This is a genomic window from Janthinobacterium sp. SUN176, assembly GCF_030587335.1.
In the GTDB taxonomy this organism is placed as follows: Bacteria; Pseudomonadota; Gammaproteobacteria; order Burkholderiales; family Burkholderiaceae_D; genus Janthinobacterium; species Janthinobacterium kumbetense.
The window spans coordinates 285,547-298,042 of sequence record NZ_JAPWIA010000003.1; the positions used below are offsets into that span (position 1 = coordinate 285,547).

Here is a 12,496-nt window from a genome sequence, read left to right on the forward strand (position 1 = left end):
CTTATGCGGTGGTGGCGGAAAACGCGGGCCGCTCAACATAGCGCCCTGCCCCTTCCGCCGCCATCAGTTCACCCTGGTGGAAGACCACCTTGCCGGCGGCAATCGTGGTGCTGGGGATACCGCGCACGGCGCGCCCTTCGAAGACATTGAAGCCTCCCTTGGCGAACTGCGTGGCGGCGGAAATGGTGCGCGTGCCCTGCGGGTCCCACAGCACGATGTCGGCGTCGCTGCCAACGGCGATTACGCCCTTGCGCGGATACATATTGAAGATCTGCGCCGCATTGGTCGACGACACCTTGACGAACTCGGACGGCGTCAGCATGCCGGAATTGACGCCCGCATCCCACACCACGGCCATGCGTTCCTCGACGCCGCCGCAACCGTTCGGGATGCGCGTGAAGTCGTCCTTGCCCGCCGCCTTCTGCTCGGCGCAAAAGGTGCAGTGGTCCGTGGCCGTCGTGTGCAGGTTACCGCTTTGCAGGCCGTGCCACAGGGCCGCCTGATGGTGTTTTCCGCGGAACGGCGGGCTCATGACGTGGCCCGCGACGAAATCGAAATCGTCGCCCTGGTAGACGCTGTCGTCGATCACCAGGTGGCCCGCCAGCGCTTCGCCATACACGCGCTGACCATTCGCGCGCGCCCGCGTGATGGCGTCCAGCGACTCGGCGCACGAGACGTGCACGATGTACACAGGGGTATTCAAGACATTGGCGATGGCGATGGCGCGGTTGGCCGCTTCCGCCTCCACGGCAGGCGGGCGCGACAGCGGGTGCGCCTGCGGCCCGGTAATCCCCTTCTTGAGCAGGGCTTGCTGCAATTGAAAAACCAGTTCGCCGTTTTCCGCATGCACGGTGGGCAGCGCTCCCAGTTCAAGCGAACGTGTAAAACTTTTCACCAGGGTTTCATCGTCGGCCATGATGGCGTTTTTATACGCCATGAAATGCTTGAAGCTGTTCACGCCATGTTCGCGCACGAGGGTGCCCATCTCCGCATGTACCTGCTCGCTCCACCAGGTGATCGCCACGTGGAAGGTGTAGTCGCCGGCCGCCTTGGCCGACCACTCGCGCCACTGGTGATACGCCTCGATCAGCGACTGCTTCGGTGCGGGGATGACGAAATCCATGATGGTGGTGGTGCCGCCCGCCAGGCCCGCCGCCGTGCCCGAGAAAAAATCGTCGGACGTCACGGTGCCCATAAAGGGCAGATTCATGTGCGTGTGGGTGTCTATTCCGCCCGGCATCACATACAGGCCGCCCGCATCGATCACCGTGGCGCCGACCGGCACCGGCAGGTTCTCGCCGACGGCGGCAATCGTGTCGCCCTCGATCAGCACATCGGCGCGGAAGGCGCGGTCGGCGTTGACGACAGTACCGCCACGTATCAGTGTAGTCATCTTGTCTCCTTGAGTGATTACGACTGCGGCGCCTGCTGCACTCTCTCCGCCGCCTTGCCCTTCATCATGGCGCCGTAAACGACGGCGGCGATGGCCACGCCCACGAACCAGGCGTAGGTGTAGATGGTTTTAAAACCTTCGGCCACGCCGGGAAACGCCGTGGGGAAGGCCGCGTTCAAAAAGCCCGGGATGTTCGGCAGCACGGCAATGACAAAGGCGATCAGCGCCGCCATATTCCAGCCATTGCCATACGAGTAGACGCCGTCGTCGCGGTACAGCTGTTTGACGTCGAGCTGCGTCTTGCGTACAAAGTAGTAGTCGACGATGAGGATGCCGGCGATGGGGCCCAGCAGGGCCGAGTAGCCGATCAGCCAGGTGAAGATATAGCCCTGCGTCGACTCGAGCACTTTCCACGGCATCATGACGATGGCGATGAAGGCCGTGATGTAGCCGCCCATCTTGTACGAAATCTGCTTCGGCGCCAGCGAGGAAAAGTCGTAGGCGGGCCCCACCAAGTTGGCCGCCAGGTTGACGCTGACCGTGTCGATCAAAAGGATGATCAGGGCGATCAGCACGGCGGCGCCCGTCATGCGGCTGGCCAGGTCGACGGGATCCCAGATGGCCTTGCCGTACATGACGACGGAGCCTGCCGTGACGATCACGGCCAGCATGGCCAGCAATCCCATCGGCACGGGCAGACCGATCGACTGGCCGATCACCTGGTCGCGCTGCGTCTTGGCGAAGCGCGTGAAGTCGGGAATGTTCAAGGCCAGGGTGGCCCAGAAGCCCACCATGGCCGTCAACGATGGCCAGAAGACGCTCCAGAACTGGCCCGCCTTTTTGCCGCCGGGGATGAATTGCGATGGCTGATCCAGCAGGCTGGCTACGCCGCCGGCCTTGCTGTGCACCCAGTACAGCAGCACGAAGCAGATGAGGATTTTCAAGGGCGCCGTGTAGGTTTCCAGCTTGCGGATCGACTCCATGCCATGCAGGATGTAATAGAACTGGATGGCCCAGAAAGCCAGGAAGCACAGCAACTGGCTGCCATTGATGCCCAGGCCCGCAATCTTCTCGCCGCCCAGCTCATGGCCCGCCAGCACGCCCATCAGGGTGTAGATCATCTGCCCGCCGAACCAGGTCTGGATGCCATACCAGCCGCAGGCGACGATGGCGCGCATCAGGGCCGGAAGACGCGCGCCCATGGTGCCGAACGAGGCGCGCGCCAGCACGGCATACGGGATGCCGTACTTGGTACCCGCATGGCCGATCAGCAGCATGGGCAAGAGCACGATGGCGTTGGCGAGAAAAACCGTGAGCACGGCCTGGTAACCGGACATGCCACTGTCGATCAAGCTGGCCGACAGGGTGTAGGCGGGAATGCACATCACCATGCCGACCCACAGCGCGGCGAAGTGATACCAGCGCCAGGTGCGCTGTGCCGCCGTGGTGGGCGCCAGGTCTTCATTCCAGAGTTGCGTGTTGCCTGAATAGTCGTGGTTCACAGGTATGCTCCATCGGTTGGGAGAGGATCGGTTTTATAGAAACGGCTCGACTTTTAAGTCAACCTAGCTTACCGCAAAGCCCGGCCGCTGTTTACAAATAAAACGCACGCAAAAAACGTGCCCTACGCCGTTTCCGCCAACGCCCGTGGATTCCTGGGATCCTGCGTCCAGTTCATGTATGGCTTGCCCGTGACCTGCGGCACCATCGTGATGCAGCCCTGCACCGGGCAGGTGATTTCGCACAGGTTGCAGCCCACGCATTCCTCCTTGATCACCTCATACGTGCGCGTGCCGGCAGCGTCGATCAGCTGCGCAATCGACTGGTGCGAGGTGTCTTCGCAAGCCACGTAGCACTTGCCGCATTTGATGCAGTCGTCCTGATTGATCTGCGCGATGACCTGGTAATTCATGTCCAGGTATTTCCAGTCCGTCGTATTGGCCACGGCCTTGCCGGAAAAGTCGCTGATGCGCTCATATCCCTTCTCGTCCATCCAGCGCGACAAGCCATCCTTCATCTCTTCGACGATGCGGAAACCATGCAGCATGGCTGCCGTGCACACCTGCACGCAGCCTGCGCCCAGGGCAAGGAATTCGGCCGCGTCGCGCCAGTTACCGATGCCGCCGATGCCGGAAATGGGCAAGCCCCGCGTCTGCGGATCGCGGGCGATTTCCGCCACCATGTTCAGCGCGATAGGTTTCACGGCCGCTCCGCAATAGCCGCCGTGCGTGCTGGCGCCGCCCACGATGGGCAAGGCCACCATGCGGTCCAGGTCCAGCGAGGTAATCGAGTTGATGGTGTTGATCAGCGAGACGGCGTCCGCACCGCCCGCCTTGGCCGCGCGCGCCGGCATGCGCACGTCCGTGATATTGGGCGTGAGCTTGACGATGACGGGGAGTTTGCTGTGCTTCTTGCACCAGGCGGTGACCATCTGCACGTACTCGGGCACCTGGCCCACGGCCGCGCCCATGCCCCGCTCCGGCATGCCGTGCGGGCAGCCGAAATTGAGCTCGATGCCGTCCGCGCCTGTCGCCTCCACCTTGGGCAGGATGTCGGCCCAGTAGTGCTCTTCGCACGGCAGCATCAGGGAGACGATCATGGCGCGGTCGGGCCAATCCTTTTTCACCTGCGTGATTTCGCGCAGGTTGATCTCCAGCGAGCGGTCGGTAATGAGTTCGATGTTATTGAAGCCGACCACTTCGCGGTTCTTGCCGTACAGAGCGGAATAGCGCGACGAGACGTTGACGGCGGCAGGGTCTTCACCGAGCGTTTTCCACACGACGCCGCCCCATCCCGCTTCGAAGGCGCGCACCACGTTGTAGGCCTTGTCGGTCGGCGGCGCGGACGCCAGCCAGAAGGGATTCGGCGCCTTGATGCCGCAAAATTCGATGCTGAGATCAGCCATTATGCAGCCTCCACTTTATTGAATAAATCGGAATGGATGGCCAGTGCGGCCAGCTTGCCATGCTGGACGGCCTGCACCGTCAAGTCCTGCCCCGGCGCCACGCAGTCGCCGCCCGCGTAAATCCCCGGCAGCACCGTGCGAAAACCTGCGTCGACGGCGATCTTGTCGCCTTCGCATTGCAACAGCGCCGCCATCGGGTCATGCAGCACGTCGGTGTCGAGGCTCTGGCCGATGGCCTTGAAGATGGCGTCGGCCGCCACGTCGAACGTTTCGCCCGTACCAGTCAAACGCGTGCCCTGCATGCGGGTTTTCTCGAAGCGCATGCCGGCCACATGGCCGCCAGCGTCAAGCAGCACCTGCTGCGGCTGGGCCCACGTCAGCATGCGCACCTGGTTGGCCTTGGCGATTTCCTGTTCATGATGCGTGGCCGTCATGGCGTCGAAGCCGCGGCGGTAGACGAGGGTGACTTCCTCTGCGCCCAACCTTTGAATCTGCACGGCCATGTCGATGGCCGTATTGCCGGCGCCAATCACAATCGCGCGTTTCGGCACGGGCAACGCAGCCAGATCGTCGGCCTGACGCAGCGCGCTGATGTAATCGACGGCGGCCAGCAAGCCAGGAGCGTCCTCGCCCGTCAAGCCCAGCTTGCGGCTGGCGCCCAGGCCCAGGCCCAGGAAGACGGCGTCGTATTGCGCGTGCAAGTCGCGCAGCTGCATGTTCTCGCCCAGCACCTGGCGACATCGGATTTCGATGCCGCCGATGTCCAGCAGGAAGTCGATTTCCTTTTGCGCGAAATCGTCCGTCAGCTTGTACTTGGCGATGCCGTATTCATTCAAGCCGCCCGCCTTGCCTTCCTTTTCAAAGATCACCACGTCGTGTCCCAGCATGGCCAGGCGGTGCGCGCACGACAGGCCGCCAGGGCCCGCACCGACGATGGCAATTGTCTTGCCCGTGCTTGCCGCCCGTTTGAACGGGTGCGCCGCAAACTGCATATGATCGACGGCGTAGCGCTGCAAGAGGCCGATCTTGACGGGCTGGCCTTCCGCGTCGTGGTTGCGCACGCAAACGTCTTCGCAGAGGATTTCCGTCGGGCAGACGCGGGCGCAGCTGCCGCCCAGGATGTTCTGCTTCAGGATACCGGCGGCGGCACCGTTGATGTTCTTGTCGTGGATATTGCGGATGAAACTGGCCACGTCGATTTCCGACGGACAGATGCGACTGCACGGCGCGTCGTAGCAGTACAGGCACCGGGCGCTTTCGATGGCGGCCTGGCGCGCGCTCAAAGGAGGCGCCAAGTCCGTGAAATGGCCCGCCAGTTCCTCGTTGGGCAGGGTGGGATGCGGCAAATAGTTGAGGGACTCGATCATCGCGTTTTCCTTCTTTGATCCTGCGGTGGATTTTCAGTGTGAAACCGTCACTTCATCTGGGGAAAAGCAAATTCCACACCAGCGCTTGCCGTATTCGGCCAGCGCTGCATCACAGCCTTGTGGCGCGTGTAGAAACGCACGCCTTCGGGACCATAGGCGTGGTGGTCGCCGAACATGCTGCGCTTCCAGCCGCCAAAGCTGTTGAAGGCCATCGGCACCGGCAAGGGGATGTTGACGCCCACCATGCCGACCTGGATCTGTCGCACGAATTCGCGCGCCACGCCGCCGTCGCGCGTATAGATGGCCACGCCGTTGCCATACTCGTTGGCATTGATCAGCTCCACCGCATGCACCACGTCAGGACAGCGCAGCACGCACAGTACGGGGCCAAAAATCTCTTCCTTGTAGATGCTCATGTCGCGCGTGACGTGGTCAAATAAAGTGCCGCCCACAAAAAAGCCGTTCTCGCGGCCCGGCACCACATGGTTGCGCCCATCGACGACCAGGGTCGCGCCCTGCTCCACGCCCGAGGCGATGAGTTTTTCGATACGCTGCTTGGCGGCCAGCGACACGACCGGCCCCATTTCCGCCCCCTCTGCCATGCCGTCGCGCACTTTCAGTGCGGCCGTGCGCGTTGCCAGTGCATCGATCAATTTGTCGCCCGCGTCGCCCACGGCCACGACGACGGAAATGGCCATGCAACGCTCGCCCGCCGAACCGTAGGCGGCGCCGATCAAGGCGTCGACCGTCATGTCCATGTCCGCATCGGGCATCACCACCATGTGGTTTTTCGCGCCGCCCAGCGCTTGCACGCGCTTGCCGCTGGCACTGCCGCGCGCATAGATGTATTCGGCGATCGGCGTGGAACCGACAAAGCTGATCGCCTGCACGACAGGATGATCGAGCAAGGCGTCGACCGTCACCTTGTCGCCCTGTACCACGTTGAAGACGCCGTCGGGCAAGCCCGCCTCCTTCAGCAGTTTGGCGTGCAGCAGGGATGCCGACGGATCGCGCTCCGACGGTTTCAGGACGAAGGTATTGCCGCAGGCGATGGCGACGGGGAACATCCACATCGGCACCATCACGGGAAAATTGAATGGCGTGATGCCGGCCACCACGCCCAGCGCCTGGCGCATGGACCAGGCGTCGATGCCGCGCGAAATCTGGTCCGTGAATTCGCCCTTTAACAATTGCGGGATGCCGACGGCAAATTCCACCATCTCGATGCCGCGCGCCACTTCGCCCTGCGCATCCGCGAAAGTCTTGCCGTGCTCGCGCGTGAGCATGGCGGCAAAGTCGTCCGTGTGCTGCTGGCACAGCTGCAGGTAGCGGAACAGCACGCGCGCACGCGTCAAGGGCGGCGTTGCAGACCAGGAAGGAAAGGCGGCGGCGGCCGCCTGCACGGCCGCATCCACGTCTTCCACGATGCCCAGCGCCACCCGGGCCACGGGTACGCCCAGGGCCGGGTTATACACGTCGCCATAGCGGCCACTATTCGTGGCGACTTTGGCGCCGTTGATGAAGTGGGTGATGGTGTCGAGATCGTTCATGGTGTTCCTTAGTCGAGATTTTTGAGTACCTTGGCCAGCTTGCCAAACAGCTCGTCGACATGCTGTTTTTCCAGCACCAGCGGCGGCGACAGGGCGATGATGTCGCCCGTCGTGCGTATCAGCACGCCGTCGGCGAAGGCTTGTTTGAAGGCGCTGAAGGCGCGCGCACCGGGTTTGCCGGCGATGGGATCGAGCTCGATGCCGGCGATGAGGCCAATGCTGCGCAGGTCGATCACGTACGGCAAACCTTTCAAGGAATGCACGGCGTCGCTCCAATACGCCTGCATCGCTTTCGCGTGGCCCAGGATGTCCTGCTCCTCGAACACTTGCAGGGTCGCCAGCGAGGCGGCGCAAGCCAGCGGGTGACCGGAATACGTGTAACCGTGGAACAGTTCGATGCCGGCCGGCGCATCCATGAAGGCGTCGTGGATGTACTTTTTGCTGAAGACGGCGCCCATCGGCACCATGCCGTTGGTCAGGCCCTTGGCCGTCGTCATCAGGTCAGGCTCGACGTCGAAATAATCAGCCGCGAACGGCGTCGTCATGCGGCCAAAGCCCGTGATGACTTCATCGAAGATGAGCAGGATGCCATACTTGGTGCACAGCTCGCGCAAGCGTTTCAGATAGCCTTTCGGCGGGATCAGCACGCCCGTGGAACCGGCCACCGGTTCGACGATGACGGCGGCAATCGTCGAGGCGTCGTGCAGAGCGACGATGCGTTCCAGTTCATCGGCCAGGTGGGTGCCGTATTCGGGTTCTCCCACCGTGTAGGCGTTCTTGTCCAGGTTATGCGTGTGCGGCAAATGGTCCACGCCGGGCAACAGCGGGCCAAAGGTCTTGCGGTTGCCGCCGATGCCGCCCACGGAAATGCCGCCGAAGCCCACGCCGTGGTAACCGCGTTCGCGGCCGATCAAGCGGGTGCGTGCGCCTTCGCCGCGCGCCCGGTGGTAGGCCAGCGCGATCTTCAAGGCAGTGTCGACGGCTTCGGAACCGGAGTTGGTGTAGAAGACATGGCCAAATTTATGCCCCGTGTAGTCCATCAGTTTTTCCGCCAGGTCGAAGGCGGCCGGATGGCCCATCTGGAAAGTGGGCGCGAAGTCGAGCTGGCCCACCATGTCGCGGATGGCGCCGACGATTTTCGGCTGCGCATGGCCACATGGCACGCACCACAGGCCGGCCGTGCCATCGAGGATGCTGTTGCCATCGACGTCCTTGTAATACATGCCTTCGGCTGACACGAGCAAGCGCGGGTTGGCCTTGAAATCACGGTTGTTCGTAAACGGCATCCAGAATGCCGACATCGATTCCGGCCTTGTTTCGTTCATGACCTTCTCCTTGGGATGGGCTGGCGCGGGGCCAGGATCGTTTTTGACGAAGCGTAAAATAATTTACCAGTTGGCAAAAAGCTGATGTAATAATAGACAGGCCATCCCCAATGGCACAGATACACAAACGGCAAAGTATCCCAACCGTACAGGTCGGAAAATCAGTACAGTTTTGTGCAAGGCAGCATAAGGAGCCACCGTGAAACACAGCGACAGCGCAGACGATGCCCCCGAACAGACCAGCGGCTGGCCCGTGCTGGACATCGACCGCCAGAAAAAGGGCGGCCTGGTCGAGCAGATCGTCATCGCCATCAGCGTCATGGTAGGCAGTCGCACCCTGCGCATCGGCACGCGCATGCCGTCCGTGCGCCAGTTCGCCCGCTGCAATGGCGTGTCGACGTTTACCGTCGTCGAATCGTATGACCGCCTGGTCAACCTGGGCTTGCTGTCGTCGCGCCGCGGCTCCGGCTATTTCGTCGCACGCCACGATATCGCCGCCTCGCCGCAGACGGCCGTACACGCGAGTCCCACCGCCATCGACGCCCTCACGCCGGACCTGTATTCGGGCGTGTCCGACGCCCTGCCCGTGGGCGCGGGCTGGCTGCCGCCCGAAATGTATGGCGAAGCGACCGTGCTCGACGCCGTGCGCCAGGCCATGCGCATTCCCGCCAGCCGGCTGCGCGGCTATGGCCATCCGCTGGGCTTTCCCTCGCTGCGCCAGCACCTGGCGACAAGCCTGTCGGAAGAGCTGTTCCAGGTGGAGCCGGACCAGGCCTTGCTGACGCATGGCGCCACGCACGCTTTTGACCTGGTCCTGCGCAGCCTGACCAAGCCGGGCGACACGGTGCTGGTGGAAGACCCAGGCTACAGCAATCTGCAGTCGCTGATCCGCCACCACGGCTGCATCCCCGTGGGCATTGCGCGCGGCGAGGCGGGCCTGGACCTCGATGCGCTGGCCAGCGAGGCTGCGCGCACGCAGCCCAAGCTGATGTTCGTCAACACGGTGCTGCAAAATCCGCTCGGCACCTCGCTCAGCCAGGCGCAGGCGCACCGCTTGCTGGCACTGGCCGAGCAATTCGATTTCTGGCTGGTGGAAGACGATATCTACCGCGAACTGGCGGCGCGCGGCGACGCGTCGCTGGCGGCGATGGATGGCTTGCGCCGCGTGATCCGCGTGGGCAGCTTTTCCAAGACGCTGTCGCCCGTGCTGCGCGTGGGATCGATTTGCGCCTCGCCATCGCTGGTGGCCGAACTGGTACGCGTAAAAATGCTGGCGGGACTGACGACGTCGGAAATCAACGAGCGCGCCGTCTACCACGCCATCTCCGCGCGACCCTACAAGCGCATGGTGGAACGGCTGGTGGCGCAGCTCGATGCGGCCCGCGAGCGCAGCATCGATTGCCTGGCGCAGGCGGGCATGGCGCCCGTGGCGCGTCCGCGCGGCGGCATGTTCGTCAGCGCCGGCTGGCCCGATGTGCAAACACCGGAGTGGAATGGCAAGATCATCGCCGACATGGCCTTGAAGGCCGGCATCCTGCTGTCGCCAAACGAATTTTTCATGCTGCGCGCGCCCGAAACGGTGTGGTTCCGCTTCAACGTGGCCTACACCGATACCCCCGTGCTGCAAGCCTTCCTGCAATCGATCCGCCCACGCTAAAGAATCCGCCATGGCCAGCGACAAATCCCCTGCCCTTTCCGTGAAAAATGCCGGCGGCCGGCGCCTGCAAAACCGCGACCGCCTGGAAGCGGACATCCTGGAGCAAGCCGTGCGCGTGTTCGCGGAAAGCGGCTATGAGGGCGCGTCGATCGCCACCATCGCCGAGCGGGCCGGCCTGTCGAAGCAAAACCTGATGTATTACTTCCCATCCAAGCAGCTGCTGTACCAGCGCGTGCTCGACGACGTGCTCGACGACTGGCTGGCGCGCATGGAATCGCTGGCCAATGAACACGACGAGCCGCGCGACGTGCTGCGCGCGTACATCGGCGCCAAACTGCGTTTTTCGCGCGAGCAGCCGTGGGCTTCGCGCGTGTATGCGCTGGAAGTGATCAACGGCGCGCCCCTGTACGGCGCGCAGATACGCGACCGGGTCGTGCCCCTGCTGCGCAAGGATATCGCCGTCTTCGAAGCCTGGATCGCCGCCGGCAGGATCGCGCCCGTCAACGCCACGCACCTGATGTTCGCCATCTGGGCCATGACGCAATCGTATGCGGATTTTTCAGCGCAGATGGCTCTGGTACTGGAGCGCAAGCAGCTCACGCGCAAGGATTACGAGGATGCCGAAATCCTGCTCACGCATATGGTGCAGGCGGCCATCGCCCTTCCCGGAGCAATGCCCGGCATGTGATGAAATTTCCAATGAACAATCTGACAGTGATAGCATGGCGCGCTGAAGCGTTTGCAATGGCGGCGCAATATCGACAGGATAAGGAACAGGCATGAAACAATGGTCATCGGCGCGCACCGCGTCATTGCTGGGCAAAGCTGCCTGCGCGGCGCTGCTGGCAGTGGCGGGCGCGGCACAGGCGCAGACAGTCGGCATGATAGACAACCAGCCGCTGAGCGAAACCTGGCTCAACGCGGGCTTTTATTCGTATCATTTCCAGCGCGACAAGAACCTGAACGACAGCAATCCGGGCCTGGGCGCCGAATACCGCTTTTCCACCGTCGCCTCGGTCACGGCCGGCCGCTTCTACAATAGCGACCGCGCCTATTCGAACTATCTGGGCGTGTACTACCAGCCCATCAAGGTGGGCCCGCTGCGCGTCGGCGCCGTCGTTGGCGGCTTCAGCGGCTATCCGAAGATGCGCGATGGCGGCTGGTTCCCGGCCCTGGTGCCTACCATCAGCTATGAATACCAGCGCGTGGGCGTGAATATCGCCATCGTGCCATCCTACAAGGATCGCCTGTATGGCGCCCTCAGTTTCCAGCTGAAACTCAAGGTGTTTGAATAACCGTTTGTCCCGACCTGTCGCCGTTCGGTCCGCCATTCCTGCCATTCGTCGCATACGCGATGTCTGGCAGCGGGGTTTTGCCTATAGTGGATTCATCGCCAGCTTGCATACGCAGCGGCACCCACACGACAGGAGAACGGCATGAAAGACCTCAATTCGGCACCGGGCAGCACTTCCTTCAGCGCTTTCTGGAGCGAGCTGTGCGCTTACACGCGCCAGGGCATGGCCGCCCTGCGCGCCATGTCCTGGCCCATGCTGCTGGCATGCTGCCTGGGCCTGGCGTTCCTGATCACCATCTTGCCGCTGGCCATCATGCTGTTTGCCCTCGTCATGCTGCTGAGATGGGCAAGCAACAGCGATGACATGGACGCGGACACGAAGGCAGCGAACTCTTCGCAGTCGCCGCAATAAAAATTTGCGTAGTAGCAAGAGTGCAATGATTATTCTATGGCACTATGGATGGGCGCGGCACTGACGGGCATCAAACCCCTCCCGATGGATGGTATTGAGACGGAACGCTACGCAAGATTAACAATCGAAGCTACTCCCCCACAGCCATAGGAGTTTTCTGATGACCTCGACTGCAAAAGCCACAACCGGCACGACCATTCCATGCCTGCGCTACCGCGACGCGCCCGCCGCCATCGAATGGCTGTGCAAGGCGCTCGGCTTTGAAAAACAATTGATTGTGCCTGACGGAAACGGCGGCGTCGCCCATGCGCAACTGAGCTTTGGCAATGGCATGGTCATGGTGGCGCCGGCCATCGACAGCGACTATGGTCGCCTGATGAAACTGCCCGGCGACGTCGGTGGCGCGAACACGCAAAACTGCTACCTGGTCGTCAGCGATGCCGATGCCGTCTACCGCAGCGCGCGCGAAGCGGGCGCCGAAATCGTGCTCGACATCAAGGATGAAGATTACGGCGGACGGGGGTTTACCTGCCGCGACCCGGAAGGCCATATCTGGAGCCTGGGCACCTACGATCCATGGTAAGACGGAGAAC

11 protein-coding genes are annotated in these 12,496 nt (G+C 62.6%); 5 read left to right on the top strand and 6 right to left on the bottom strand.

Translation table 11 applies throughout. The features are described from left to right. Window position 1: 1 nt before the first annotated feature. From hydA to O3299_RS22590, 6 genes are all read right to left on the bottom strand, one after another. Window positions 2-1,393: a dihydropyrimidinase gene (hydA, locus tag O3299_RS22565; protein WP_305063247.1), complete on the bottom strand. Its 1,392-nt coding sequence runs from the start codon at window positions 1,391-1,393 to the stop codon at window positions 2-4. Window positions 1,394-1,410: 17 nt separating this feature from the next. Next, window positions 1,411-2,895 (bottom strand): NCS1 family nucleobase:cation symporter-1, encoded by a 1,485-nt coding sequence (locus O3299_RS22570; RefSeq protein WP_305063248.1) that lies wholly within the window; start codon window positions 2,893-2,895, stop codon window positions 1,411-1,413. Window positions 2,896-3,017: 122 nt separating this feature from the next. After that, window positions 3,018-4,298: an NAD-dependent dihydropyrimidine dehydrogenase subunit PreA gene (gene preA / locus O3299_RS22575; protein WP_305063249.1), complete on the bottom strand. Its 1,281-nt coding sequence runs from the start codon at window positions 4,296-4,298 to the stop codon at window positions 3,018-3,020. Beyond that, the gene (locus O3299_RS22580) at window positions 4,298-5,665 is read right to left on the bottom strand and encodes an NAD(P)-dependent oxidoreductase (RefSeq protein ID WP_305063250.1); all 1,368 of its coding nucleotides are present in this window, start codon (window positions 5,663-5,665) and stop codon (window positions 4,298-4,300) included. Before O3299_RS22580 ends, preA begins: the two co-directional genes overlap by 1 nt. Before the next feature lie 47 nt (window positions 5,666-5,712). Then, complete coding sequence (locus tag O3299_RS22585; protein ID WP_305063251.1) at window positions 5,713-7,215, bottom strand: CoA-acylating methylmalonate-semialdehyde dehydrogenase; 1,503 nt, start codon at window positions 7,213-7,215, stop codon at window positions 5,713-5,715. Window positions 7,216-7,223: 8 nt separating this feature from the next. Continuing rightward, entirely contained in the window at window positions 7,224-8,540 is a 1,317-nt protein-coding gene (locus tag O3299_RS22590; RefSeq protein ID WP_305063252.1) for an aspartate aminotransferase family protein, read from the bottom strand. A gap of 199 nt (window positions 8,541-8,739) precedes the next feature. On the opposite strand from O3299_RS22590, the gene O3299_RS22595 reads away from it, so the two are divergent. The 5 genes from O3299_RS22595 to O3299_RS22615 all read left to right on the top strand — a co-directional run bounded on the left by O3299_RS22595 (window position 8,740) and on the right by O3299_RS22615 (window position 12,486). Next, entirely contained in the window at window positions 8,740-10,197 is a 1,458-nt protein-coding gene (locus O3299_RS22595; protein WP_305063253.1) for a PLP-dependent aminotransferase family protein, read from the top strand. 10 nt (window positions 10,198-10,207) lie between these two features. Continuing rightward, a complete protein-coding gene (locus tag O3299_RS22600; protein WP_305063254.1) occupies window positions 10,208-10,885 on the top strand; it encodes a TetR/AcrR family transcriptional regulator in 678 nt (225 codons plus the stop codon). Window positions 10,886-10,976: 91 nt separating this feature from the next. Then, window positions 10,977-11,492 carry a hypothetical protein gene (locus tag O3299_RS22605; RefSeq protein WP_289899796.1) on the top strand — a complete coding sequence of 172 codons (516 nt, stop codon included), beginning with the start codon at window positions 10,977-10,979 and terminating at the stop codon, window positions 11,490-11,492. A gap of 141 nt (window positions 11,493-11,633) precedes the next feature. After that, window positions 11,634-11,903, top strand: coding sequence for a hypothetical protein (locus O3299_RS22610; protein ID WP_305054282.1), 270 nt, complete (start codon window positions 11,634-11,636; stop codon window positions 11,901-11,903). A 160-nt stretch (window positions 11,904-12,063) separates the two neighbouring features. Then, on the top strand, window positions 12,064-12,486 hold the full coding sequence (locus tag O3299_RS22615; RefSeq protein ID WP_099665365.1) for a VOC family protein: 423 nt from the start codon (window positions 12,064-12,066) through the stop codon (window positions 12,484-12,486). The last annotated feature ends 10 nt before the right edge of the window (window positions 12,487-12,496 follow it).

Bases quoted from the DNA above. Each gene is read 5' to 3' on its own strand.
- hydA (WP_305063247.1), bottom strand. From the start codon at position 1,393: ATGACTACACTGATACGTGGCGGTACTGTCGTCAACGCCGACCGCGCC.
- preA (WP_305063249.1), bottom strand. From the start codon at position 4,298: ATGGCTGATCTCAGCATCGAATTTTGCGGCATCAAGGCGCCGAATCCC.
- O3299_RS22580 (WP_305063250.1), bottom strand. From the start codon at position 5,665: ATGATCGAGTCCCTCAACTATTTGCCGCATCCCACCCTGCCCAACGAG.
- O3299_RS22585 (WP_305063251.1), bottom strand. From the start codon at position 7,215: ATGAACGATCTCGACACCATCACCCACTTCATCAACGGCGCCAAAGTC.
- O3299_RS22590 (WP_305063252.1), bottom strand. From the start codon at position 8,540: ATGAACGAAACAAGGCCGGAATCGATGTCGGCATTCTGGATGCCGTTT.
- O3299_RS22600 (WP_305063254.1), top strand. From the start codon at position 10,208: ATGGCCAGCGACAAATCCCCTGCCCTTTCCGTGAAAAATGCCGGCGGC.
- O3299_RS22605 (WP_289899796.1), top strand. From the start codon at position 10,977: ATGAAACAATGGTCATCGGCGCGCACCGCGTCATTGCTGGGCAAAGCT.
- O3299_RS22610 (WP_305054282.1), top strand. From the start codon at position 11,634: ATGAAAGACCTCAATTCGGCACCGGGCAGCACTTCCTTCAGCGCTTTC.
- O3299_RS22615 (WP_099665365.1), top strand. From the start codon at position 12,064: ATGACCTCGACTGCAAAAGCCACAACCGGCACGACCATTCCATGCCTG.